The sequence below is a fragment of the Winogradskyella pacifica genome, from assembly GCF_013403915.1.
Taxonomy (GTDB): domain Bacteria; phylum Bacteroidota; class Bacteroidia; order Flavobacteriales; family Flavobacteriaceae; genus Winogradskyella; species Winogradskyella pacifica.
In genome coordinates this window covers 46121-68252 of record NZ_JABFDI010000017.1, presented here as the reverse complement: position 1 = coordinate 68252, position 22132 = coordinate 46121, and the positions used below count along the sequence as shown (strand labels likewise).

Sequence of the window (22132 nt, the reverse complement as noted above, 5' to 3'; positions counted from 1 at the left end):
AACTATCAGTTTACGTATTGATTAAAATATAATTTTACTACTTTAGCAACTAGCTATAAATCAGAAAACCACCCAAATGTTTAAAAAATCCTATTTATTAATCGTATTCGTAAGCCTTTTCTTTTCATGTGGTAATGATATTGATGACATTATTCCTGTATGTAATAGTGTAACTAATATATCATCAAGTGCTATTGCTGATAATTCTGCAACACTCAATTGGGAAGCAATTAATTCTTCAGCATCCTACAACTTAGAATATGGTATTTCAGGATTTACCTTAGGGAGTGGCACAACAATTTCTGTTTCCGAAACATCCGTAATACTAAGCGATTTACAAGCCAATACAACTTACGACGTTTACGTTCAAACCCTTTGTAGTTCAATTAATAGTAGCTTACATAGTGACGTGTATAGTTTTACAACTTTAATCCCAAACGTAGCAACCGAGTTTAAAACAAATCTTTCTGAGTTGAATTTATTTTCAGGAAATTTGAATGAATTAAACATTACCACAAAAGCATTTGAGTACAATCTTAGCACTACTCTATTTTCTGATTACGCACATAAGCAACGTATCATCGCTCTACCTGAAGGCACAAGCATGGAATTTGATGGTGATGGTTTACCGCTTTTCCCAGAGAATACCGTAATTGCGAAAACATTTTACTACAATCACGATGAACGCGATTTATCCTTAGGAAGAACCATAATTGAAACCCGTATTTTAATGAAATTAAATGGCGAATGGGAAACGGGAGATTACAAATGGAACGACGAACAGACAGAGGCTGTTTTAGATTTAGGCGGAAGCTCGCTGCCTGTAACTTGGATTGATGTAGAAGGCAACACGAATTCTACAACTTATAAAATTCCGTCAGATACAGATTGTTTTACTTGCCATGGTAATAATGGCAATATTATACCCATAGGACCAAAATTGAGATCCATGAATTTTGAAATCAATGGTGTAAATCAATTAGAACAATTTATCAGCAACTCTCAATTAACAGGTGTTGCTAATAGTGCTTCTATTACAAGTTTACCGAATTGGGAAGATGGAGACTTTAGATTAGAAGCTAGAGCAAGAGCATACATAGATATTAATTGTGCTCATTGCCATATCCCTGGTGGAAGCTGCGCCGATGAAACCACCTTAAATTTGGCCTTTGAAACGCCACTCAATGAAAGTCAAATTGTAGAACAAAGCCACCTTGTTAGTTATAGAATATCGTTTTATTTAGATGGTTTAAGTATGCCTTTTATAGGAACTTCAATGATGCATACCGAAGGTGTAGAACTCATTCAATCTTACCTAGACACCCTAGATTAACGACGTTAAAGAAATACTAAAATCAGTTTTTAAATTAACATATTCTTAATAGAATACGTATTTTCAACAAAATTTAAAAACTAACTATTTTGAAAAACGTACCCATTAAACTACTCTTTGTAGTTTCCGCCTTTTTAGCGTTTTCTTGCTCTACTGCAAAAAAAGCTGGAAAATCAGGCAAAGATGCCACAGCAATGGCTAAAACTTCAGCAAAGAAACCTGGAAAAAACGACCCAAAGCCTTACGACAAAGTCATCACTAAAGATGCCAAAAGTGATAAAGGATTATTTACAGTCCATTCTTTAGACGATAAATTTTATTACGAAATACCAGACTCTCTTTTCAATAGAGAAATGTTAATGGTAACTCGTATTGCAAAGACTGCTTCAGGGCTAGGTTTTGGTGGAGGAAAAACGAATGAGCAAGTATTGAGATGGGAGAAAAAAGATAAGAAAGTTGTTCTTAGAGTTGTGTCTTACAACGTTGTTGCAGCCGATTCTCTTCCTGTTAGTGAAGCTGTTTTAAATTCTAATTTTGAACCTGTTTTATACACATTTCCTATTGAGGCATTTAGCAAAGACTCTACAAGCACAGTAATTGATGCGACACCTTTGTTTGAGAAAGATGTAAAACCTTTAGGATTACCTCAACGTAATAGATCTTCTTATAAAATATCGCGTTTAGAAAGTGATAAATCATTTATTGAGACTATTAAGAGTTACCCTAGAAATATTGAAGCACGTCACGTAAAAACATATGCTGCCGGAAATCCTCCATCTAACTCTAGTACAGGTAGTATCTCAATAGAAATGAATAATTCTATGATTTTATTACCAGATGTACCTATGAAGCGTCGTTATTTTGATGAGCGCGTAGGCTGGTTTGCAAGAGGCCAAACAGATTACGGATTAGCAGATCAAAAGAGCGAAACTTTAACCTATTTAGATCGTTGGAGATTAGAGGTTAGAGATGAAGACATTGAGAAGTTTAAGCGTGGTGAATTAGTAGTTCCTAAAAAGCAAATTGTTTATTACGTCGATAGAGCGACTCCAGAACAATGGAAAAAATATATTAAGCAAGGTATTGAAGATTGGCAGGTTGCTTTTGAAGCAGCAGGTTTTAAAGATGCTATCATTGCTAAAGAGCCACCAACGGTTGAAGAAGACCCAGAATGGAGTCCAGAAGATGCACGTTACTCAGTTGTGCGTTATTTAGCATCTCCTATTCCAAATGCCAATGGACCTCACGTAAGTGACCCAAGAACAGGTGAAATATTAGAAAGTGATATCAACTGGTATCATAATGTAATGTCTTTATTACGCGGATGGTTCTTTGTTCAAACTGCTGCGATTAACCCAGAAGCACAAAGTCCACAATTTAAAGATGAAGTTATGGGACGTTTAATTCGTTTTGTATCTTCTCATGAAGTTGGTCACACCTTAGGTTTACCTCATAACATGGGATCTAGTGTTGCTTATCCTGTAGAGAAATTACGTGATGCTGAATTCACTAAAGAATTTGGTACTGCTCCATCAATTATGGATTATGCCCGTTTTAACTATATCGCTCAACCAGGTGATGAAGGAGTCGCTTTAATGCCAGATATCGGAACGTATGATAAGTATTCTATATCTTGGGGTTATAGACCAATTTTAGATAAAACTGCAGAAGAAGAAAAGCCAATCCTTAACGCATGGATTATGGAGCACGCTGGTGACCCAATGTATCGTTTTGGACACCAACAAGCTGGTGACGTAGTTGATCCAAGTTCTCAAACTGAAGATTTAGGTGATAATGCTATGTTAGCAAGTGAATATGGAATTAAAAACCTAAAACGTATTGTACCAAACTTAATTGAATGGACAACTGAAGCTGGTGAAAACTATGACGACTTAGATGAAATGTACGGTCATGTGATTTCTCAATTTAATCGTTATATGGGTCACGTTTCTAACAATATTGGTGGTGTTTACGAAAATTACAAAGCTGCAGATCAAGAAGGAGCTGTATATACTGCTGTACCAAAAGCGCACCAAAAGGAAGCAATGAACTTTATTCAAGAGAACCTATTTGAAACTCCAGATTGGTTAATTGATAAAAACATTTTTGATCGTATTGAGTTTACAGGTTCTATAGAACGTGTTCGTGCTTTACAATCTAGAACTGTTAATAATATTTTAAGCTTAGGAAAAATGCAACGTTTAATAGAAGCATATACCTTTGATAGTGCAGCCTATTCTTTACCAGATATGATGAGCGATTTACGTTCAGGAATCTGGAGTGAATTACGTACAGGTAAAAAAATTGATACTTACAGACGTAATTTACAACGTGCACATATTGATAGATTAGAGTATTTGATGACTGCCAAAGACCAAGGTCCTAGCAGAAGATCTAGTTCTTACGTTAAGGTGACACCTGTTAATACTAGCCAATCTGATATTAGAGCGGTTGTAAGAGCTGAGTTAACATCCCTACGTAGCCAATTACGTTCTGCTCGTGGTGGAGATTCAATGAGTAGAATACATATAGCGGATGCTATTGAGCGTATTAATCTTATTTTAGACCCTAAGTAATCTAAAATTAAATACATTCTAAAAAAGGCTTCAAGTTATCTTGAAGCCTTTTTTTAGTTTAAAGTAGTTTGAATCATTTTATGGTAGTCTTCAAACTCGATTAAATTATTATGCTCACCTCCTTCAACCGTAATAAATTCGAGGTTTTCAATATTTAATTTTAAAAGTTTTTTAGCTGATGCATAAGGTACAACGCTATCCGCTGTTCCATGAATAATTGTAATCGGACACCTTGCCTTTGGTAAAAACTGATAAGTTGGAAAATGATACTTTAACAATTGTTTTACAGGCAAAATTGGAAACCGATCTTTCGCCACGTCTAAAATACTGTAATAGGGCGTTTCTAAAATCAGTTGTTTTGCATTGTTTTTTGAAGCTAAATACGAAGCTATTCCGGTACCTAAAGATCTTCCATATAAGGTGATTTCATCTTCGGAATACTGTTTTAAAAGATAATCATAACAATATTGTGCATCACTATATATAGCTACTTCACTTAGTTTTCCTGTACTTTTTCCATAGGTTCGGTAGTCCATTATTAAGACATCATACTCCATATCTACAAAATATTCTGAAACCGTTCCCCAACGACTTAAATCGCCAGCGTTTCCATGAAAATAAAGGATAACTCCTTTTGGGTTTTCAACCTTAAAATGAAGTGCGTTTATAATGGTATTCTCATCTGTTTTAAAGAATAATTCTTCAAAATTATGTTGAAACTGGTATTGATAATTTTGCTTTAAAGTATTAGGAAAAAACAATAACTTTTCTTGCAAAAAATAAAGAGCGGATGCTATCATAACAAATATGCTTAAAAATACAATTATAAACTTTTTAAGTCTTTTTTTTAATATCACTTTAGTGGTGCGCTCCATTTGTTTCTTAGTATTAGTAACCAAAGATATTACAATAGTCTTTTGGAATAGGTAAACTAAAATAATACACTGATTATGCTCAATATTAAATCATTTTAAAAACCTCACAGCACAAAGAATGCTGCAAGGTTTTGGGTTAGTAATTAACCGATCATCAAAACTAATCGTCGTCTTCTTTTGTCTCCAATTCATTATTTATATAAGCTACATCTCTGGTGTTTTTCTGCACTGCAATAGCCGAAAACAAACTCAAAGTAAATGACATAGCATAGAAGCCTTTTTCACTTAATTCTAAATCTGCATTCCAAAGTCCAATACTTAATAGAACTATGGATGCGATAGATGTAAACCAACTGATACCGTAGTACATTTCGGTAACCTGAATGTTTTCGAGTTTATCTCTAACGGCTTTTTGTACTGAGATTACTGAGAATAATCCGAAAAGTAGAATTGTAAAATAATAGCCTTTTTCGTTAAGCATCATCTCTGCATTCCAAAGTCCAATACAATAAGCAACCATACCAATAAGTAAGGCCGACCACGAGGCTCCAATAAATGCTGGTGTTGGCTTATGATTATATAACTTCTTTTCTTTCTTTTTTGATTTTAAATTTTCTTCGTCTTTTAAAGACACTGTTGTTTGATAATTCATACTATTTTGTTTTAATGATTATGAGGCAAATCTCGAATAAAAGTGAAGAAGCATAAAACCACAATTCAAACAGAACTGACGATATATTTTATGGACTACATTTAAAATTACCTATATTTAGGGATAAATTAAATATATTTATGACGTTTAAATGATAGCATTAAAATCTATAATTGATACATTAACAATTGAAGAGCAACAGAAATTCGTAAATTACCTTCAACAAAAGAACAAGCGGAAGGACACCAAGAACATTCAATTATTTAAGGTACTCGCATATTCTAATGACGATTCTAAAAACATTTGCGTTCAACTTTATAAAGTAGAAAACTGCAATGCTTACCATGCCTTAAGAAAACGCCTATTTCAATCCTTAATAGATTTTACCGCGAATAAAAACCTCGAAGATGAGAGCTCCATAGACATACAGGTTATTAAGTACATTTTGGCATCACGAACCTTTTTACTTCAAAAAAAATATGAGATAGCATATAAAGTTTTAGACAAGGCTGAACGCTTAGCAGATGAGCATTTAATGTTCCCAATACTCAACGAAATCTATCATACCAAAATCCAATATGCCTCTAATTACCCTAAAGCAGGATTAGATGACTTAATTGTAAAACAAAAAGAAAACCAGAAAAAGCATCAATTAGAAGATGAACTCAATATCGTGTATGCTAAATTAAAATCGATGTTAAATGACGTCACTTATGAAGGCACCGTCATTGATTTTGAATTAGAACTAGAACACCTACTAAAAGTACATAATATCGAAATTAACACGTCGCTTTCCTTTAAATCCTTGTATCAAATTTTAGCGATTGCTAATATTTCGGCTTTAGTCACAAAAAAATATTATTCCATAGAAAGCTTTGTAATGAAGAGTTATGACATTCTAAAACAAAAGAAGGAAACTGACAAGCAACTTTTTTATCAAATTGAAATCGTTTATATCATTGCTAACACGCTTTTCAGGAATAAAAAATTTGAAGCTTCTACACGCTACATCGATGAAATGGAACAGCTCATGCAGCTAAAAAAACGGGCCTATTACAAACCCTTCATATTAAAAAAAACCTTAGTCAAAGCTTTAAACCTCAACTATAGTAACGAACAAGATGACGCTATTACACTAATTGAAAGTTTCACTAATAAAAAACATGAAGACACAGAAACCTTACTCGACTTACAGCTAACATGCTTTATGTTTTACTTTCAAAAAGGAGACTTTACAAAAGCCAAATCCATTTCATCCAAATTTTATCATACCGACCGATGGTATAAAGAAAAAGCAGGTATAGATTGGGTGATTAAAAAAAACGTTGCCGAACTTCTATTATATATAGAATTACAAGAAGATGATTTATTCTATTCGCGATTAAAAAGTTTTAGGCGACGCTACTCAAGCTACTTAAAACAAATTGGACAACCCCGAATTCTAACTTTTATAAAGTTTGCCGAACAGTATTACATAAAACCTGAAAGCATAGGCACACCAGAATTCCTGAATAAATTAGAACTAACTTTTGAGTGGACTACAATAAACAAAGAAGATATTTTTATAATAAGCTTCTATGCATGGCTAAAAAGTAAGGCTGAAAAAGAAAATATATTTCAATTAACGTTGAGGCTAATAAAAATGTAATAAATGTTAAAATACGTGTTAAAAGCCTAACCAGCGTTAAACCTAAATAATGACTCTAGGTCTAAATAAGTATAACATAAAACATAAACGACATGAGAAATTTATTAGTAATCGCCGTAGCTCTATTTACACTAAATGGCATGGCACAGGAAAAAGAAAAGAGATCGGACCGCAAAGATAGATCAGAATTAAGAATGCAAATGACACCAAGTGATATTGCAGATTTAAAATCAAAAAAATTAACTTTAAAACTAGACTTATCCGATGCGCAGCAGAAAAAAGTACATAGTATTTTATTAAGCGAAGCAAAAGCCAATGAAGGTTTAAGGCAAAAACATAAAGCTGCAGAAGGAGAAAAAAGAGAAAGACCTTCTCAAGAAGAATTCCTTAAGATGCAAAATACCAGATTAGATCAGCAGATTGAAATGAAGCGCGAAATGAAAACAATCTTAAATGCAGAACAGTATGCTAAGTTCGAAAAAATGAAGCCTAGAGATCATAAAAAAAGAGGTGATCGTCATAAAAAACGTGATGGAAAACACGAAGGAAAACACAACAAACAACAAGACGAAAACTAATATATAATCGTCTTATTTTAAAGAAAAAGTATCGCTTCGGTGATACTTTTTCTTTTTATTGAATAAAATTGTTATTTTAGTGTCGAATTTAAAAATTAATAATGAAAAAGACTATCACACTCTGTTTATTTGTATTTGCACTATTTTTAGGAACCCATACTGCTGTTGCACAAAACAGCAATACTGACAAAGAAGCAAATGCTATTATAGAAGCTAAAGCTATTAAGACAACTAAAGGTTTAATTAAATTTATTCAGTTAGAAAAAGACAAGACAGCAGAAGTCTACAAAGCAATAAAAGAGCATACTAGCGATTTATATTTCATTGAAAATGAAAAAAATTCAACTGAAAAAGAAGTATTCATTAGAACAACAGCCACAAATGAAACGCTTGATAGCAAGATGAAAGTTCTTTTAAACAAAGTACAATTTGAGCGCTTTAAACGTTTTCAAAAAAGTTAAGCTCAATTTTTTATATAAAAAAAGTCTCGCCATGTGCGAGACTTTTTTTTGTTTACAAATCTTTTGCAATCTCCTCGACAGCTGCAATCGTCTCGTTTAAATCTTCATAGCTTAATGCATCTGTTATAAACCAAGTTTCAAAAGCACTTGGTGCAATATAAATACCTTTGTTTAACATGCCGTGAAAGAACTTTTTAAACGTTTCATTATTCCCTTTAGCAGCAGAATCGAAATCCACGACAGCATCTTCTGAAAAATGCACAGAAATCATAGACCCTATTCTATTGATAGTATGTGTTACATTATTCTTATTAAGCGCATCCGCAATACCATTATGAAGGTATTTTGTTTTCTCCTCTAACCTATTCATTAATCCTTTATCGGCATTAATAGTTTTAAGCATTGCCAAACCTGCCGCCATAGCTAACGGATTGCCGCTTAACGTTCCTGCCTGATACACAGGACCTATTGGAGCTAAATAGTTCATAATTTCATTTCGAGCAGCAAAAGCACCAACAGGTAATCCACCACCAACAACTTTTCCGAAACAAACGATATCTGCATTAATATTTTTAAGCGCTTGTACTCCACCATTTGCCAATCTAAAACCGGTCATTACCTCATCAAAAATCAATAAGATATTATGAGAGTCGCAAATAGCTCTCAAGCCTTCTAAAAATCCATCAACCGGAGGAATACAGCCCATATTACCAGCAACAGGCTCAATAATAATTGCTGCTATAGCATCTTTATTTGCTTCGACTAATTCCTTTACGTTTTCAAGATCATTATACCTTGCCAATAACGTGTCTTTTGCAGTTCCTTCTGTGACACCAGGACTATTTGGTGTTCCAAAGGTTATAGCACCACTTCCTGCTGCAATTAAAAACGAATCGCTATGCCCATGATAACAACCCGCAAATTTTATAATCTTATCTTTTTTAGTAAAACCTCTAGCTAAACGAATAGCACTCATACACGCTTCAGTCCCTGAATTAACAAAACGAATTTTATCAATATTTGGCACCATAGAAACTGCTAATTCTGCGATCTCAGTTTCAATAGCTGTTGGCATCCCGAAGGAAGTTCCTTGTTTTGCTTTTTCAATAACGGCATCAACTACAGGAGGAAATGCATGACCAAGTAACATTGGACCCCAAGAATTTATATAATCTATAAAACGATTTCCATCTTCATCATAAACATAAGCCCCTTTTGCTGACTTAGCAAAAATTGGTGTTCCTCCAACGGCATTAAAAGCCCTTACAGGTGAATTTACACCACCAGGAATAACCTTTTGTGCGTCTTGAAACAAAGCACTACTTCTTTTATATAACATAAATTAATTTGGAATAATAAGTTCTTGACCAATAGTAAGGTCATTTGATTTTAAATTATTTTTAACTTTAATAGCATCAACCGTAGTTTTATATAATCTAGATAAAGAATACAACGTATCTCCTTTAGCCACCGTGTGCTTTTTAGACGTCACCTTCTTTGGCCCCTCTATTATAGTGGTTGATCTGCGCGATGACTTAGTAGTTGTTCCATTGAGGACTTCATCATCATATTTATCAAGATTATAGCGTTCAATTAAGCTAATCAGTTTTTCAGGATATTTACGATCTGTTGCATAACCTGCCGCTCTTAAGCCTTTAGCCCAACCTTTATAATCATCGGGTCTTAGATCAAATAAACTCGCATAACGGCTACGGCCTGTTAAGAATTCAGAATGGTCTTCGTAAGACATTTCTGCTTTATCATATTTCCTAAAGCATTCTTGTGAACGATCATCATCATGATAAATCTTAGCACCTGTCCAACCGTGGCATTTAATCCCAAAGTGATTATTTGCCTTAACCGCTAAACGTCCTTTTCCAACACCAGATTCTAAAATACCTTGAGCCAAGGTAATACTCGCTGGAATTTTATGAGTCCGCATTTTGTTTTTAGAAATTTCAGCATATAAACTAATATAAACCTCAACACTACTTGGAGCTTTATTTTCTTCTACAGCTGACGGATTTGTTTCAACCGTTTTAACCGTTTTAACCTCCTCTTTTTTGTCTTTTACTACAACTGTTTTAGTCGTACTACTTCGTTTCTTTTTAGTTACAATACCTTTTTTAGGACCACAACTCATTGCAAATACAGCAACTAATAAGATTAAATATTTGAACTTCATGTTTTATATTTCAATTAAAGGGCGATTTTTACGCTTCAACATATCATTTACACCTGCAATACCTTGCAAACCTCCGGTATGTATGACAAGTATTTTAGAATCCGCTGGAAAATATCCAAGAGCAATTAAATCAAATATTCCAAATAGCATTTTACCTGTATAAATCGGATCTAATGGAATATTATAATCATTCTTAAACGTATTAACAAACGAAATCAACTCGGGCTTTATTTTACCATAACCACCAAAATGATAATCCGTTATTAATTTCCAATTGTCTTGATTTGCAAATTTACGAATATCTTCTTGTAAAAAATCACCTTTTAAAGCCGGAAAGCCTAATATTTTTTGATGCTTTTCAGATGAATTAATTAATCCTGAAATTGTCCCACCTGTTCCTACTGCACAACAGATATAATCAAATTTAGAATCGTTTTCTTCTAGGATGTCCTCACAACCCTTTACTGCTAATTCATTTGTACCTCCTTCGGGAATTAAATAAAAATCCCCGAATTCATTTCTTAAGCTATTTATAAAAGCACTGTCTGTTTTAGTTCGATAGACCTCCCGAGACACAAATTCAAACTGCATACCACAAGATTTTGCAAACGTTAAGGTTGGGTTTAAATCTTTCTTTTCCCTTAACTCCTCCCCTCTTATGACCCCAATCGTATTAAAACCATATTCTTTTCCGGCATAAGCCACAGCAGCAATATGGTTTGAAAATGCACCTCCAAAGGTTAATAAGGTTTTTACATTATTCACTTTAGCGTCTTCAATATTGAATTTTAACTTACGATACTTATTTCCAGAAATAAACGGATGAATTAAGTCTTCGCGCTTAATTGCTATTTTAATAGAAGTATTTGGAAGAGATAAATGCTGATTATGAGTACTATTATTTAACAACGGCTTTATTTTTACAACAACAAAGTTAGTTGATGGCGAAGAAAAAATCGCAATAATTAATTTCTAATAAATTTAAACACATTATACAAAGGTCTCGATTTTAAATAGTCGAGATCCTTTTCATGCCTATATGCTTCACGTTCAAAAGAAATATTCCTATAGGCTAAATCCCATTTTTTATTTTGAATTAATCGACATAAAAATTCAATTGTGTACAGCACATAAAATGGAAGAATCAACAACTCAAGCTGTTGTTTGAGATGAATTTTTTCATGATTTATTAGTACAGCATTACGCTTTAAATCTTCAGTCTTTAAAAACATAAAAGGAAAAATAGTAATTCCCAGATAACCTTTTGGCACTAAATATTTCGAAATCAATATCATGCTTTATTCGTTTCAAAAATCAAACCAAATTACGTTATCTTTGTTTACATATGAAAAAATATATTCCCATTGAAGACGGTGACTACTACCTAACACCAGAAGGTTACCGCTGTTTTACTGAGCAATACCATTTAAAACGTGGTTATTGTTGCGAAAGCGGCTGCAGACATTGTCCATATGGATTCAACAAAAACACATTAAAAAAGAAGTAATGCATACTACAAAACTCTCGTTTAAAGATCAAATTTTAGAAGGCATTCCAAACATATTACCAGAACCAAAGCCTTACGATACTTCGATAAATCATGCACCGAAACGCAAGGCAATTCTTTCTGCAGAAGAAGAAAAATTAGCGCTTAGAAATGCTTTGCGTTATTTTGACAAAAAAGATCATAAAACCTTATTACCTGAGTTTAAAAACGAGTTAGATACTTATGGCAGAATCTACATGTACCGTTTACGACCAGACTATAAAATGTATGCCAGACCAATTTCTGAATATCCTGCAAAATCAACACAAGCTGCCGCTATTATGCTAATGATTCAGAATAATTTAGATTATGCCGTGGCACAACATCCCCACGAATTAATTACTTATGGTGGTAATGGAGGCGTGTTTTCAAACTGGGCACAATACCGACTAACCATGAAGTATTTGGCAGAAATGAATGATGAACAAACCCTGACCATGTATTCTGGTCATCCTATGGGATTGTTTCCATCGCATAAAGAAGCACCAAGAGTTGTGGTAACTAACGGTATGATGATTCCGAATTACTCCCAACCAGATGACTGGGAGAAATTCAACGCTTTAGGCGTTACACAATACGGCCAAATGACTGCCGGAAGCTACATGTATATTGGCCCACAAGGCATCGTACATGGCACAACTATCACAGTGCTTAACGGTTTTAGGAAAATCAAAAAAGAACCAAAAGGCAATTTATTTGTCACCTCAGGATTAGGAGGCATGTCTGGCGCACAACCAAAAGCAGGAAACATTGCAGGCTGTATTACCGTTTGTGCTGAAGTAAATCCTAAGATCACGCAAGTACGATTAGATCAAGGTTGGATCGATGAAAAAATAACCGATTTAGATCAACTTGTTACTCGTGTTGAAAAAGCTAAAGCTGATAAAGAAACCATTTCAATCGCTTATCTCGGAAACATTGTTGATGTATGGGAAAAATTTGATGACGCTAATGTTCATGTTGACTTAGGAAGCGACCAAACATCGCTTCATAATCCTTGGGCTGGTGGTTATTATCCTGCGGATATTTCTTTTGAAGATGCTAACGACATGATGGCGAACCAACCAGAATTATTTAAAGAGAAAGTTCAAGAAACCTTACGTCGTCATACAAACGCTATAAACAAGCACACCTCAAAAGGCACTTATTTCTTCGATTATGGAAACGCCTTCTTGTTAGAAGCGTCTCGTGCTGGTGCTGATATTATGGCAGAAAATGGTATCGATTTTAGATACCCAAGTTATGTTCAAGATATTATGGGACCAATGTGTTTCGATTATGGCTTTGGTCCATTTCGCTGGGTTTGTGCTTCTGGTAAGCCGGAAGATTTGATAAAAACAGATGCTATTGCCTGTAAAGTTTTAGAAGACATTAAAAAGAATTCCCCTGAAGAGATTCAGCAACAAATGGCTGATAATATTCAATGGATTAAAGGTGCGCAAGAAAACAAACTCGTGGTAGGTTCACAAGCCAGAATTTTATATGCAGATGCAGAAGGACGCATGAAAATTGCCGAAGCCTTTAACCAAGCCATAAAGAATGGAGAAATTGAAACTGTTATTTTAGGAAGAGATCATCACGATGTCTCAGGAACCGATTCCCCATACAGAGAGACTAGTAATATTTACGACGGCTCTCGTTTTACAGCAGATATGTCTATACAAAATGTGATTGGTGATAGCTTTAGAGGAGCCACATGGGTAAGCATTCATAACGGAGGAGGCGTTGGATGGGGCGAAGTTATAAACGGTGGATTTGGTATGGTTCTTGATGGTACTAAGGAAGCATCAAAAAAATTAAAACAAATGCTGTTTTGGGACGTTAATAACGGTATTTCAAGACGAAGTTGGGCTAGAAATGAAGGAGCCGTTTTTGCAATAAAACGTGCTATGGAAGTCGAACCTAATTTAAAAATAACCTTACCTAATTTCGTTGATGATAATTTATTAGATAAAGTATAATTAAAAAAAAAGAAATTATGAAAAAGCTATTAAAATTTACACCAATGTTTCTCTTATTGATAGGATTAGCTTCTTGCAGCTCCGTACGAGTTGCAGCTGATTACGATAGAGAAGCAAATTTTGACAATTATAAAACCTTTGCATTTTTCAAACCCGGAATTGACAAGGCAGAAATCAACGACATTGATAAGCGTCGTATTCTAAGAGCCATTGAAGCGGAACTAATGGCGAAAGGTTATACCAAATCAGAAAATCCAAATATGCTAGTGAGTATATTTACCAAATCTAACCAACGCGTTGATGTATACAACAATGCTTGGGGCAATGGTGCTTGGGGTTGGGGCGGTTATGGTGGCTGGGGCTGGAGATCTGGCTGGAACAATAACCAAGTCACAACCACTACTGAAGGTATGCTATTTATAGATCTTATTGATGCGAACAAAAAAGAACTCATCTGGCAAGGTTCAGGTACAGGAAATCTTAATGCTAGTAACCCAGATAAGAAAGACGAACGTATAAAAGAATTTGTATCTCAAATGTTAGAGCAGTTTCCTCCAGAGGAAAAATAATATATAGCACACAAAACAAATAGAAAAGCATTGGTATCCACCGATGCTTTTTTTGTTTAACAAACTACTGCTTTTTAGATTAAATTCAAAAAGTCTACCTTTGCCGCCTTTTACAAATAAAAAGTATTATGCTCGGTCAAAAAACCATTAAAAATTTTACGCAAAACCCTAAGAATGATATTCTTGCAGGTATCACGGTATCACTAGCAATGATTCCAGAGGTAGTTGCCTTTGCTTTTGTTGCTCAAATTAGTCCAATTGTAGCCCTCTTTGGTGCTTTTATAATTGGAATCATCTCTGCACTTTTTGGTGGAAGACCAGGATTAATCTCTGGAGCGGCTGGTGCGGTTGCTGTTATTTTTGTTCACATGATTCAAGAAGGACACGCTAAAGGTCTTTTATTTGATACACCTGTGGATAACATGGGCTACTTCTATTTATTAGCCGCTGTTGTTTTAATGGGATTCATTCAAATATTAGCAGGCGTTTTTAAGCTTGGTAAATTTGTACGTTTAATTCCACATCCCGTAATGTTAGGGTTTGTAAACGGATTAGCTATTGTCATTTTCTTGGCACAACTTGGGATGTTTAAAGAAAATACAAAGGATATTTTTGGACAAAACATGCGCAAAACCGTCTCAAAAGAACGGGTTTACAATTTAAGTGATAATTCCGTTAAAGATTTAATTTCTGATACCAAAATATTTTCAATTAATGAAGAATCAATAACCAATATCAGCACAGGTGAAGCCGTTTTTATTATATCGGACAATCAAGTTTACGATATAAATACTAAACAAGTTGTTTTTAACATTAAAGACGATGGCTTCTATTCTGTAAGAGACAACGGAGTTGTAAAGTCTACTATGGAAGGTCAGAAACTATACATCATGATTGGTTTGGTTTTCCTAACCATGTTCATAATTTGGGGCCTACCTAAATTAACAAAAAAAATGCCTGCTGCATTGACGGCGATTTTAATCGTGACTTTAATTTCCATTTTTGGAGGGCTTCAGTCTATTAATGTTGGTGATTTTATTAGAGATGGTGGTGGCGCAGGTTTAAATGGCTTTGATGAATTGTCTAGCAAACTCAACCTTGCGGAACTTTGGAGTCATTTGCCATTTAACTTAGACACTTTAAAATTCATTGCGCCTTATGCCTTTTTAGCGGCATCAGTAGGTTTGATTGAAACTTTAATGACCATGAACCTTGTAGATGAATTAACAGACTCAAGAGGTGATGGAAATAGAGAATGTATTGCTCAAGGTTCTGGAAACATGCTTAGCGGAATCTTTGGAGGTACTGGTGGTTGTGGTATGATTGGACAAACCGTAATTAACATTAATGCAGGTGGTAGAGGCCGTTTGTCTGGTGTAATGATGGCAATAACCTTACTTACATTCATCCTATTTGCTGATAAATATATTGAGCAAGTGCCAATTGCAGCTTTAGTCGGTGTGATGTTTATGATGGTTATTGAAACATTTGCTTGGTCTAGTTTCCGAATCATGAAGAAGATACCTGTATCAGATGCCGTTGTACTTGTTATTGTTTCGGTAGTTACTGTTTTCTTCGACTTAGCCATTGCGGTATTTGTTGGTGTTATTATTTCTGCCTTATCTTTTGCTTGGGAAAATGCTAAGAAAATTAGAGCACGTAAGCGTATTCAAGAAGATGGAACTAAAACTTATGAAATTTGGGGCCCCTTATTCTTTGGAAGTATAACCGCTTTTAATGAGAAATTCGATATTAAAAATGATCCAGATCATGTAGAGATTGATTTTGTTGAAGCTCGTATTTCGGATCACTCTGCTATTGAAGCCATTTTTATTATTGTTGAAAAATACCAGGCTGAAGGAAAAACAATCAAACTAAAACACTTAAGTGAAGATTGTAAGATATTACTGTATAAAGCGAGTCCTAAATTTAAAGATGTTATCGTTGAAGCTATCGACGATCCACGTTACCATTTAGCGGCTGATCCTGAAAAATTTACAAGACCTTTATCTGAGTATAATGTTTAATTTTCTTAACAGATAAACATTAATAACAGAGATAGTTACTATCGTAAAAAATAACTGCATTAAATTAATTGAATTTCAATTAATTACCTTATATTTGCAGCTTAATTTAATATATTTTAATATGAGTACTGGTACAGTAAAATTTTTTAATGACTCTAAAGGTTTTGGATTCATAACAGAAGAAGGGAACAACAAAGAGCATTTTGTACATATTTCTGGTTTAGTCGATGAGATTAGAGAAGGTGATAATGTAGAATTCGATTTAGCAGAAGGAAAAAAAGGATTAAACGCAGTTAATGTAAAAGTTATATAATTATATACCTTACAACCTTTTTAAGTATAGAGCCTGTCTTTTAGATAGGCTTTTTTATGTTCAATAGTTAAATACATTTTAGAATTTATTTAAAGTGATCAGTAGACCTATTTGAACTACCAATTATCATAACTTCTGAATATCCATAGTTAGTTCTTCTATTTTTTCGAGATAACGTTTTAATAAAACGACGCTTTAAATTTTCGACTATAACCCCTCTTTTAAATTGTAAAAAATAGCTTTATCGAATTGCTCTTTCAGAAAAGAAATGGCTCTATGACTTCTTTTACCTGATTTACAATAAACTACAATAGGTAAAGTAATATCAATTTCTTGAAAACGTTTTGATAACTGCCCTAAAGGAATATGTTGTCCACCAATATGATACCTCTCTCTTTCGGGAATTTCTCTAACATCTAATAAGTTATAATTTGCCTTGTTTTTATTTAATTCATCTAGCGTGATTTCTTTAGTTGAAGTAATTCCGCAGAAAAAATGGTAATCTTTTTCTAAAGCCATAATTTCTGAAGTTTCGTCTTTTTCAAAACCCAATATTTGTTGATTCAGATTTAAAGCATCAAATAATAATAGCCTATTCGTTAGCACGTCTCCAATACCACAAATAATTTTAATGGCTTCATTTACCTGTAAACTCCCAATGATTCCAGGCAACACTCCTAAAACTCCTATTTCTGAACAATTGGGAGAATCTTCTGGTTTTGGAGGTGTTGGGTATAAGCATCTATAAGTTCCGCTTCCTAAATAATTAAAGACACTAACTTGTCCTTCAAATTTAAAAATAGCACCATAAACTAAAGGCTTGTTAGTCATTACTGCGGCATCATTTGTTAAATATCGCGTTGAAAAATTATCACTTCCGTCTATTATAATATCATAATTAGTAAATAAAGCAATAGCATTTTCACGTGTTAGTTTTTCGTTATAAGTATTAAAAAGCACAAACGGATTTAATTGAGATAATCGCTTAGCAGCAGTTTCAGCTTTAGACAAACCAATATCATTAATAGTATATAAAATTTGACGCTGCAAATTACTTTGATCAACTACATCATGATCAATTACACCAATAGTTCCAACACCTGCCGCTGTTAAATATTGCAAAACAGGACAACCTAAACCACCTGCGCCAATAACTAAAACCTTTGCTTGCTTGAGTTTTAATTGTCCGACTTCTCCTATTTCATCTAAAATAAGATGACGACTGTATAGCTTTCTTTCTTCTATGGTAAGGCTCATTATTTCTGTATTTCCTCAAAATGTTCCCAATCTTTCCAAACTACTTCTAATCCTTGACTTTTCAACATTTTCACGACCTCTTCTGTACTTCTTTCATCGGAAATTTCAAACTGCTCTAACGATTGTGGTTCTACAGTATAACCACCTGGATTTGTTTTAGATTCTGCGCTAATTGAAGTGGCACCTAATTGCACAATATTATTTCTAAATATTTCGTTTTCTCTTGTAGACATAGATAATTCTATATCTTCATCTAACAAACGAAAAGCACAAATTAGCTGCACCAAATCACTATCGGTCATTTCTACTTTTGGTTCTAAACCTCCAGAATGCGGCCGCAACCTTGGAAATGAAATGGAGTACTTTGTTTTCCAGTATGTTTTCTGTAAATATTTTAAATGTAAGGCTGTAAAAAAACTATCTGCACGCCAATCTTCCAAACCAAACAAAGCACCTAATCCAATTTTATGAACGCCTGCTTTCCCTAATCTATCTGGTGTATCTAAACGGTAATTAAAATTAGATTTCTTTCCTTTTGGATGGTGTTTCTTATATTCTTCTCTGTGATACGTTTCTTGATATACCAACACGGCGTACAATCCGTTTTCAATTAACAACTCATATTCATCTTGATCTAAAGGCTGTACTTCTATAGTAATATTCGAGAATTGAGAACGTATTATTTTAATCGCGTTTTTAATATAATTGACGCCTACCGTTTTATTGGCTTCACCTGTCACTAGTAAGATATGGTCATATCCTTTTGCTTTTAAAAAAGCCACTTCTTTTAAAATTTCAGCATCGGTTAATGTGCGTCTTGGTATTTTATTAGTCATACTAAATCCGCAATACGTACAAATATTCTGGCACTCGTTACTTAAATACATTGGTGCGTACATCTGTATAGTATTCCCAAATCGTTTTTTAGTAAGCCTGCTACTTTTTTGTGCCATTCGTTCCAAAAATGGTTTTGCAGCAGGAGAAATTAAGGCTTTAAAATCTTCTAAATCCAGCTTTTCTTTTGCCAAAGCATTTTCTACATCAACGGTCGTTTTACTGAAAATGCTTTTCAGTGTGTTATCCCAATTATAAGTATCGAAAAGTTCTATGAAATTTGCCATATTTTAGTTTAAGAAACTCGTTAACGGACTACTAGCTTCTGCTTTATTTTTAATAGGTGCTAGTTTGGCTTCAAACGCCATTCTACCAGCTTCCACAGCCATTTTAAAAGCTTTTGCCATAGCTACCGGATTTTTAGACACTGCAATTGCCGTATTTACTAAGACAGCATCTGCACCTAATTCCATGGCATAAGCTGCATGCGATGGTGCGCCAATACCTGCATCTACAATAACAGGTACATTAGATTGCTCGATAATAATCTCTAAAAAATCTTGCGTTTTTAATCCCTTATTACTTCCTATAGGTGCTCCCAATGGCATAACACATTGTACTCCCACATCTTCTAACCGTTTACACAATACAGGATCTGCATGAATGTAAGGCATCACTACAAATCCTAATTTTACTAATGCTTCAGCCGCTTTTAAAGTCTCTATAGGGTCTGGTAATAAATATCTAGGATCTGGATGAATTTCTAATTTAACCCAGTTAGTACCTAAAGCTTCTCTTGATAATTCTGCTGCAAAAACAGCTTCTTTTGCGGTTCTAACACCAGATGTGTTTGGCAATAAATTAATATGAGCATGTTTTAAATGCCTTAAAATATCATCTTCATTATTTTGAACATCGACTCTTTTTAAAGCAACTGTTATGAGTTCACTTTTGGAAGCCAACAAAGCGTCTTTCATCAATTCTGAAGAGCTAAACTTTCCTGTACCGGTGAATAATCTAGAGGTAAATTCTTTATCTGCTATTTTTAATATGTTATTCATTTTTACTTTTTTGAATCTATGTTAGAATAAGACTGCTTATGCTTTTACTTCTGATGAATTTAAGATTTCATAAAACTTAGAAATACTTGTAAAATCTTTAGTTATTGTTCCCGAAACGGCTATTCCGTAAATACCTGTGTTTATAATTGCCGAAACATCTTCCATGCAAATACCACCAATAGCGATTATAGGCGTGTCTGTTTTTAACGCTCCTATTAACTGCTTGTAACCTTCAATTCCTAAAGTTGGACTTAAATTCTTTTTAGTTTCTGTAAACTGAAAAGGTCCTAAACCAATATAATCCACTTCCTTTTCTATTAGAACTTTGCAATCCTCTAAAGTGTTGGCAGTGCCTCCAATTAGATATTGTTTTCCCAAATAGGCTCTAGCTATTAATGGACATGTATCTGTTTTTCCTAAATGAACACCGTCTGCTTTTACGGTTTTAGCTATTTTATAATGATCATTTATTATTAGCTTCACTTTAAATTGAGTGGTGATTTCTCTAGCTTTTTCTGCAGTTTCTAAAATGATATCTAGTGCCATTTCTTTTAAACGCAACTGTACCAATTCTGCTCCGTTTTCACATGCTTTCTGTATATTTTCTAGATGATCTTGCGGTGTTTTGCCTTGAGAAATATAATGTAGTTTACTTAGCATTTTCTGTGTATTTATGTGTTCCTAGCAAGGTGTTGTTTGAATTTAAAAACTGTTCGGTATACCATTTTACATTTTTACAAGCATCTTCTATGTTCATTCCTTTTTCTAAATTAGAAGCCAATGCTGACGATAAAACACAACCGCTTCCATGCTTTTGAAAAACGGTTTCTGCAATTGGCGGAATGTTTAGTTTTACTATTTTACTGTAATAGACTTCGTCCCACCCTTTTTTATCTGTTCTATGACCTCCTTTTAAGTAGATATTTGTTCTTTCTGAAATAAAATCGATAGTGTCTTCTATAGATTTCTCAGGGAACAAGGCTTCAATCTCTTCATAATTTGGTGTAATAAAATTGCAATTTTTTAAAACTTCTTCTAAAACTTTTAAATCTTGTTTATTATGAAAACTAAAACCTGCACTTGCTGTTAAAACAGGGTCTAGTACTATTTTTACAGTTGGATTTAGTTTTTTTAATGTTTGAATAACGTCTAATAAAACGTCCCAAGACTGGATGATTCCTATTTTGACTACAGCAATGTCAAACCGTCGAAACAAAAGGTCTATCTGATTTAAAATGATTTCTTTTTCTATCCAAATACAGTCTTTAAAATCTATATCGTTTTGAACAGTAACTGCGGTACACACGGATAAACCGTACAAACCATGCGCTTCAAATGTTTTAATGTCAGACGTAATTCCAGCACCACTCGATGGATCTAAACCCGCTATTGTTAAGATGTAGTTTTTATGATTCAATTTTTATGTATTTAGCATCAATAGGTTATTCAAAAACACTTATTTACTGGTGTGTTTATTATATGATTCTTTTATTTTTATAAAACCCTCTAACGGATTTTCAGCATTCCAAACACCACCTAAAACACCTATTCCTTTAAATCCTAATGTTATAGTTTCTTCTATCGTTTCAGCATTAATACCACCCATACCAATGATTGTTTTATCAATATGGTTAACGTCAAAACCTTTTCCCTTATAACCTTTTTTTGATATTGAAGAAAAAACAGGACTTAATAAATGATAATCGAATTCAAAATAACACGCTTTTAATACTTCTAAATCATGAAATGAAGAGCTTATTGTTTTACCAAACATATTTAGGTTTTTGAAATATTGACCAGGATTATCTATATGGTCAATTCTTTTTTGCTCTTGAAAATGAATACCTTTTAAATTAAAATCGTTTATTAACTCATGAAAATAATGCACCACAATCCTGTTATGATATTCTTTATCTATTTTGTTTAAATACGCAACGTGTTCTTCGTAGTTTTTCTTTGGTTTTCTCAAATGATACACCAATAAACCTTCTCTAAATAATTGGTTTAGTATTTCTATTTCGTTTGGAATATCGTTTTCTGGTGCGATAAGAACTATCATAGGTTTTTAGTTTAATATTAAAAGATAAGATTACTTCGTCGTACCTCCTCGTAATGACGGTTACTTGGATTTTGAGTTAGGGATTACTCAGTTATTCTATTTTATTAAATAGGAACTCGTGAGTGTTATACAATTATAATGGCATTCTTTTGCTGTCAGTTCGAGTAAATTTATGCTGTGCCTGAATAAATTTGTAT

At 33.8% G+C, this 22132-nt stretch carries 22 protein-coding genes; 10 read left to right on the top strand and 12 right to left on the bottom strand.

Annotated elements, in window-relative coordinates:
* Positions 1–76 precede the first annotated feature (76 nt).
* On the top strand, positions 77–1333 hold the full coding sequence (locus tag HM984_RS14350) for a fibronectin type III domain-containing protein (protein WP_179349643.1): 1257 nt from the start codon (positions 77–79) through the stop codon (positions 1331–1333).
* 86 nt (positions 1334–1419) lie between these two features.
* The gene (locus HM984_RS14345; RefSeq protein ID WP_245940383.1) at positions 1420–3909 is read left to right on the top strand and encodes a zinc-dependent metalloprotease; all 2490 of its coding nucleotides are present in this window, start codon (positions 1420–1422) and stop codon (positions 3907–3909) included.
* A gap of 53 nt (positions 3910–3962) precedes the next feature.
* Here the strand turns inward: HM984_RS14345 and HM984_RS14340 are convergent, their stop codons facing one another.
* Both HM984_RS14340 and yiaA read right to left on the bottom strand, forming a co-directional pair.
* Positions 3963–4709, bottom strand: a complete 747-nt coding sequence (locus HM984_RS14340) for an alpha/beta hydrolase (RefSeq protein WP_257018505.1) — start codon at positions 4707–4709, stop codon at positions 3963–3965.
* A gap of 235 nt (positions 4710–4944) precedes the next feature.
* The gene (yiaA, locus tag HM984_RS14335; protein WP_115812372.1) at positions 4945–5436 is read right to left on the bottom strand and encodes an inner membrane protein YiaA; all 492 of its coding nucleotides are present in this window, start codon (positions 5434–5436) and stop codon (positions 4945–4947) included.
* A gap of 151 nt (positions 5437–5587) precedes the next feature.
* Here yiaA and HM984_RS14330 point away from each other — a divergent pair, with 151 nt between their 5' ends.
* From HM984_RS14330 to HM984_RS14320, 3 genes are all read left to right on the top strand, one after another.
* Positions 5588–7084: a hypothetical protein gene (locus HM984_RS14330; RefSeq protein ID WP_179349641.1), complete on the top strand. Its 1497-nt coding sequence runs from the start codon at positions 5588–5590 to the stop codon at positions 7082–7084.
* A 92-nt stretch (positions 7085–7176) separates the two neighbouring features.
* Positions 7177–7662, top strand: coding sequence for a hypothetical protein (locus HM984_RS14325; protein ID WP_147298363.1), 486 nt, complete (start codon positions 7177–7179; stop codon positions 7660–7662).
* Positions 7663–7763: 101 nt separating this feature from the next.
* Complete coding sequence (locus tag HM984_RS14320; RefSeq protein ID WP_179349640.1) at positions 7764–8123, top strand: hypothetical protein; 360 nt, start codon at positions 7764–7766, stop codon at positions 8121–8123.
* A gap of 52 nt (positions 8124–8175) precedes the next feature.
* On the opposite strand, the gene hemL is transcribed toward HM984_RS14320, so the two are convergent.
* Genes hemL through HM984_RS14300 form a run of 4 tightly spaced genes read right to left on the bottom strand, consistent with a single transcriptional unit; the run spans position 8176 to position 11603 of the window.
* Positions 8176–9462 carry a glutamate-1-semialdehyde 2,1-aminomutase gene (hemL, locus tag HM984_RS14315; protein WP_179349639.1) on the bottom strand — a complete coding sequence of 429 codons (1287 nt, stop codon included), beginning with the start codon at positions 9460–9462 and terminating at the stop codon, positions 8176–8178.
* Positions 9463–9465: 3 nt separating this feature from the next.
* Positions 9466–10308 (bottom strand): glucosaminidase domain-containing protein, encoded by an 843-nt coding sequence (locus HM984_RS14310; protein WP_179349638.1) that lies wholly within the window; start codon positions 10306–10308, stop codon positions 9466–9468.
* 3 nt (positions 10309–10311) lie between these two features.
* Positions 10312–11226 (bottom strand): 1-aminocyclopropane-1-carboxylate deaminase/D-cysteine desulfhydrase, encoded by a 915-nt coding sequence (locus tag HM984_RS14305; RefSeq protein WP_179349657.1) that lies wholly within the window; start codon positions 11224–11226, stop codon positions 10312–10314.
* Positions 11227–11273: 47 nt separating this feature from the next.
* Positions 11274–11603, bottom strand: coding sequence for a hypothetical protein (locus HM984_RS14300; protein WP_179349637.1), 330 nt, complete (start codon positions 11601–11603; stop codon positions 11274–11276).
* A 50-nt stretch (positions 11604–11653) separates the two neighbouring features.
* Here HM984_RS14300 and HM984_RS14295 point away from each other — a divergent pair, with 50 nt between their 5' ends.
* The 5 genes from HM984_RS14295 (at position 11654) to HM984_RS14275 (ending at position 16724) form a co-directional block, all read left to right on the top strand.
* On the top strand, positions 11654–11815 hold the full coding sequence (locus HM984_RS14295) for a C1orf53 family protein (protein ID WP_179349636.1): 162 nt from the start codon (positions 11654–11656) through the stop codon (positions 11813–11815).
* The gene (gene hutU, locus HM984_RS14290) at positions 11815–13815 is read left to right on the top strand and encodes a urocanate hydratase (protein WP_179349635.1); all 2001 of its coding nucleotides are present in this window, start codon (positions 11815–11817) and stop codon (positions 13813–13815) included. Before HM984_RS14295 ends, hutU begins: the two co-directional genes overlap by 1 nt.
* Before the next feature lie 17 nt (positions 13816–13832).
* Entirely contained in the window at positions 13833–14384 is a 552-nt protein-coding gene (locus HM984_RS14285) for a DUF4136 domain-containing protein (RefSeq protein WP_115812354.1), read from the top strand.
* A 128-nt stretch (positions 14385–14512) separates the two neighbouring features.
* The gene (locus HM984_RS14280; protein ID WP_179349634.1) at positions 14513–16411 is read left to right on the top strand and encodes a SulP family inorganic anion transporter; all 1899 of its coding nucleotides are present in this window, start codon (positions 14513–14515) and stop codon (positions 16409–16411) included.
* A 121-nt stretch (positions 16412–16532) separates the two neighbouring features.
* Positions 16533–16724, top strand: a complete 192-nt coding sequence (locus HM984_RS14275; RefSeq protein WP_020895249.1) for a cold-shock protein — start codon at positions 16533–16535, stop codon at positions 16722–16724.
* 207 nt (positions 16725–16931) lie between these two features.
* On the opposite strand, the gene moeB is transcribed toward HM984_RS14275, so the two are convergent.
* From moeB to HM984_RS14245, 6 genes are read right to left on the bottom strand one after another with little or no spacing between them, the layout of a single operon-like run.
* Positions 16932–17981, bottom strand: a complete 1050-nt coding sequence (gene moeB / locus HM984_RS14270; RefSeq protein WP_179349633.1) for a HesA/MoeB/ThiF family protein — start codon at positions 17979–17981, stop codon at positions 16932–16934.
* Complete coding sequence (gene thiH / locus HM984_RS14265) at positions 17981–19102, bottom strand: 2-iminoacetate synthase ThiH (protein ID WP_179349632.1); 1122 nt, start codon at positions 19100–19102, stop codon at positions 17981–17983. Before thiH ends, moeB begins: the two co-directional genes overlap by 1 nt.
* Before the next feature lie 3 nt (positions 19103–19105).
* A complete protein-coding gene (locus tag HM984_RS14260) occupies positions 19106–19876 on the bottom strand; it encodes a thiazole synthase (RefSeq protein ID WP_179349631.1) in 771 nt (256 codons plus the stop codon).
* Between the two features lie 36 nt (positions 19877–19912).
* The gene (gene thiE, locus HM984_RS14255) at positions 19913–20536 is read right to left on the bottom strand and encodes a thiamine phosphate synthase (protein WP_179349630.1); all 624 of its coding nucleotides are present in this window, start codon (positions 20534–20536) and stop codon (positions 19913–19915) included.
* Positions 20526–21293 carry a hydroxymethylpyrimidine/phosphomethylpyrimidine kinase gene (locus HM984_RS14250; protein ID WP_179349629.1) on the bottom strand — a complete coding sequence of 256 codons (768 nt, stop codon included), beginning with the start codon at positions 21291–21293 and terminating at the stop codon, positions 20526–20528. The genes thiE and HM984_RS14250 overlap by 11 nt, the downstream gene beginning before the upstream one ends.
* 39 nt (positions 21294–21332) lie before the next feature.
* Positions 21333–21935 carry a thiamine phosphate synthase gene (locus HM984_RS14245; protein WP_179349628.1) on the bottom strand — a complete coding sequence of 201 codons (603 nt, stop codon included), beginning with the start codon at positions 21933–21935 and terminating at the stop codon, positions 21333–21335.
* Positions 21936–22132: the final 197 nt, after the last annotated feature.